This is a genomic window from Streptomyces sp. NPDC026673 (assembly GCF_040638135.1).
Classification (GTDB): Bacteria; Actinomycetota; Actinomycetes; order Streptomycetales; family Streptomycetaceae; genus Actinacidiphila.
In genome coordinates this window covers 1-3,974 of sequence record NZ_JBEZXR010000166.1, presented here as the reverse complement: position 1 = coordinate 3,974, position 3,974 = coordinate 1, and the positions used below count along the sequence as shown (strand labels likewise).

Sequence of the window (3,974 nt, the reverse complement as noted above, 5' to 3'; positions counted from 1 at the left end):
GACCGGTGCGGGCCCGGGTACACCGCCGCGTGCCCGGGACCGCACCGGCGTCGTCAGGCCCGCCCGTCGTGGCGGGCGCGGGCCCGGGCGACCGTCTCCGCGGAGATGGCGCCGCTCCGCGCCAGCTGGGCCAGGGCGGCCACCACGATCGACTCGGCGTCCACCCGGAAGTGGCGGCGGACCGCTTCCCGGGTGTCCGACAGACCGAAGCCGTCGGTCCCCAGGGACGAGTAGTCCTGCTCGACCCACTGGCTGATCTGGTCGGGCACCTGCCGCATCCAGTCGCTGACCGCGAGGACGGGACCCTGCGCGCCGGACAGCGCCGTGGTCACGTACGGCACGCGCTCCTCGCCGTCCAGGCGCGCCCAGTCGGCGTCGAGCGCGTCGCGGCGCAGCTCCGTCCACGAGGTCACCGACCAGACGTCGGCCTGGACGCCCCACTCGGACGCGAGCTGCTCCTGGGCCTCCAGCGCCCAGTGGATCGCGGTGCCGGAGGCCAGCAGCTGGATCCGCGGCCCGGCGTCGGGCGAGGCCGCCGGCCGGAAGAGGTACATCCCGCGCAGGATCCCCTCCTCGACCGACGGATCGTCGGGCATGGCCGGCTGCCGCTTGGGCTCGTTGTAGACCGTCAGGTAGTAGAAGACGTCCTCGGGCTGGTCGCCGTACATCCGGCGCAGCCCCTCCTTGACGATCACCGAGATCTCGAAGGCGAACGCCGGGTCGTAGCTCACGGCCGCCGGGTTGGTGGACGCCAGCAGGTGGGAGTGCCCGTCGCCGTGCTGGAGGCCTTCACCCGTCATGGTCGTACGGCCCGCCGTCGCGCCGACCGCGAATCCGCGGCCCAGTTGATCGGCCAGGGCCCAGAACTGGTCGCCGGTCCGCTGGAACCCGAACATGGCGTAGAAGATGTAGAAGGGGATCATGGGCTCGCCGTGCGTGGCGTAGGCGGTCGCGGCGGCCGTGAACTCGGCGAGCGAACCGGCTTCGGTGATCCCCTCGTCGATGAGCTGGCCGTCCCTGGCCTCCCGGTAGTGCAGCAGCTGATCGCCGTCGACCGGCTCGTAGTTCTGCCCCTCGGGTGCGTAGATCCCGGCCGTCGGAAAGAGGGACTCCATGCCGAAGGTCCGCGCCTCGTCGGGGATGATCGGCACCCAGCGCGGCCCCGTCTCCTCGTCGCGCATCAGGTCCTTGACCAGCCTGACGAGCGCCGTGGTGGTGGCCACCTCCTGCTTGCCGGAGCCCTTCCGCTGCGTCTCGAAGGGGCCGGACGGCGGCTGCTTCAACGACTTGGCGACGACCCTGCGCGCCGGGGCGGGGCCGCCCAGGGCGGCACGCCGGTCACGCAGGTACCGCACCTCCTCCGAGTCCTCGCCGGGATGCCAGTACGGGACGAGGTCCCCGCTCAGCGCGTTGTCCGGGATGGGGAGTTCCAGCGTGTCGCGCATGGCGCGGAACTGGGCCATGGTCAGCTTCTTCATCTGGTGGTTGGCGTTGCGCGACTCGAAGTCCGAGCCCAGCGTGTGCCCCTTGACCGTCTGGGCGAGGATGACGGTCGGCTGACCGCGGTGCTCGACGGCGGCCCGGTAGGCGGCGTGCACCTTGAGGGGCTCGTGCCCGCCCCGGGACGTGGCGAAGAGCTCGGTGAGCCGGCTGTCGCTCAGCCCCGCGGCGATACGGGACAGCGCGTCACCGGTGAAGAAGTGCTCGCGTGTGTAGGCGGCGTCGCGCGCGGCGTACGTCTGCATCTGGGCGTCGGGCACCGCACCGAGCCGGCGCACGAGGGACCCGTCGGCGTCCTGCCCCAGCACCGGGTCCCAGGCCTCTCCCCACAGGGACTTCACGACGTTCCAGCCCGCGCCGCGGAACCGGCTCTCGAGTTCCTGCACGATCCGGTGGTTCGACCGCACCGGTCCGTCCAGCCGCTGCAGATTGCAGTTGATCACGAAGGTGAGGTTGTCGAGGCCCTCGCGGGCCGCGAGGGCCAGCGCCGCCGTCGACTCCGGCTCGTCCACCTCCCCGTCTCCGAGGAAGGCCCACACGCGCGACCCGGACGTGTCCTTGATGCCCCTGGCGTGCAGGTAGCGGTTGAACCTGGCCTGGTAGACGGCGGCCAGGGGGCCGAGCCCCATCGAGACCGTGGGGAACTCCCACAGCCACGGCAGCCGCCGCGGGTGCGGGTAGGACGGCAGGCCGTTGCCGCCGGCCTCGCGCCGGTAGCCGTCCAGCTGGTCCTCGCGCAACCGGCCCTCGAGGAACACGCGCGCGTAGATGCCGGGTGACGCGTGGCCCTGGATGTACAGCTGATCCCCGGAGCCGGCCCCGTCCTTGCCCTGGAAGAAGTGGTTGAACCCGACCTCGTAGAGCCAGGCCGCCGAGGCGTAGGTCGAGATGTGGCCGCCGAGCCCGAGACGGGAGGCGCGGGTCACCATCGCCGCCGCGTTCCACCGGTTCAGCGCCGTGATCCGGGTCTCCATGGCGATGTCCCCGGGGTAGGCGGGCTGGGCGCTCGCGGGGATCGTGTTGACGTAGTCCGAGGACAGGAGCCCGGGTACGGGCACTCCGGCGGCGGCCGCGTACTCGTGCACGCGCCGCAGCAGGTACACGGCGCGGTCGGGCCCGGCGTGCCTGACGACGGCGTCGAGCGACGCCTGCCACTCGGCGGTCTCCTCGGCGTCGCGGTCGGGCAGTTGGTCGAGCTCGCTGGTCACGGGGGACTCTGCGGGCTGTGCCGGATCACTCATGGCGGCCTTCCTGTCGGGGCGGGGTGAGGTGAGGGCGGCGGCCGTGCGGGGGGAACCGGCGGCGGCCGCCGCCGTGGGGCGGGTGCGGTGGATGCGCGGCCGGTGCCACGGGCGTCATCGCCGCGCGAGCCACTCGTCGAACGTCGTGTGTCCCACGCGGGCGTGCGCCCCGGGGAGCAGCGTCCGCTGCTGCAGCGCGGCACCGAAGAACCAGGCGTGTGGGTCGGTGATGACGTCCCGCGTGTCCCCCCTGGCCGCCAGGAGCTTCGCGCCGAGTTCGTCGAGGCGGTACTCCTCCGGGCCCGCGACGCAGACGGTGCCGTAGAGCGGCCCTCCGACGGCGACGTGCGCGACCGCGGTCGCGACGTCGTCCGCCGAGACGGGCCGCATCAGGGCGGGCGCGACGCGCACGCCGTCCTTCCCGGGCGCGTCCGCGAGGACCATGGCCTCGACGCTCTCGAAGCACGGCGCGGCACGCACGATCGAGTGGGGGATCGGAGAGCGCCGTACCTGCTCCTCCAGTGCCAGCTTCGCGCGGAAGTAGCCGGACAGCAGCCGTTCGGCGCCCACGAAGGAGAGCACCACGTGATGTTCCACTCCCGCCGCCTCCGCGGCGGCCAGGAGGCCGGCGGTGGCCGAGCGGAAGTGGTGCAGGCTGACCTGCTCGGCGGGTGAGGCCGTGTCGATGAGGTCCACCACGACGTCGGCGCCGCACAGGGCCTGCCGCAGGTCACCGGCGGTGGCGACCTCCTCGGCGGCGGCGTCGGCGCCGTCGCGGCGGCACAGGGGGACGACCTCCACACCGTGGTCCCGGAGTCTGGCGACGGTCCTGGAACCGATCAGGCCGGCAGCCCCTGCGACAACGACTCTCATCCGGGTTCCTTTCCTGCGCGGGGGTTCGGCCGCCCCTGCGGCGCCTCGTCCTGGTGACGGCGACGCCGGTCACTCCACGATCTGTGACCGCGTCCGGGCCGTTGTTGTGACACCGTGGCCCGCTCCGGTGCGGCGGAGGAGGCGGCGGTGAGGGCCGGCTGTCACGGAATGGGGGCCCGCCCGGTCACCACTTGCCGGCGGCCCTGCGCGCCCGGAACGGACGGACACGGCCACCGCGGGGCGACGTCGGTGCGTCGGCGTCGCCGGGCCTCCGAGTGCCGGCGGTGAACCGGCGGCGAGCACCGCCACCCGGTGGCCGAAGCCGGTGAGCAGAGTGCCGAAGGCGTCGATGAAGGTGGC

At 73.1% G+C, this 3,974-nt stretch carries 2 protein-coding genes; both read right to left on the bottom strand.

The window, feature by feature from the left end; all coding sequences use genetic code 11:
• Positions 1-53 precede the first annotated feature (53 nt).
• Positions 54-2,741, bottom strand: coding sequence for a pyruvate dehydrogenase (acetyl-transferring), homodimeric type (aceE, locus tag AB0F62_RS42500; RefSeq protein ID WP_361812206.1), 2,688 nt, complete (start codon positions 2,739-2,741; stop codon positions 54-56).
• Positions 2,742-2,855: 114 nt separating this feature from the next.
• Complete coding sequence (locus tag AB0F62_RS42495) at positions 2,856-3,614, bottom strand: SDR family oxidoreductase (protein ID WP_361812203.1); 759 nt, start codon at positions 3,612-3,614, stop codon at positions 2,856-2,858.
• Positions 3,615-3,974: the final 360 nt, after the last annotated feature.

Excerpts from the sequence above, each read along its gene's own strand:
- aceE (WP_361812206.1), bottom strand. The coding sequence starts at position 2,741 with ATGAGTGATCCGGCACAGCCCGCAGAGTCCCCCGTGACCAGCGAGCTC.
- AB0F62_RS42495 (WP_361812203.1), bottom strand. The coding sequence starts at position 3,614 with ATGAGAGTCGTTGTCGCAGGGGCTGCCGGCCTGATCGGTTCCAGGACC.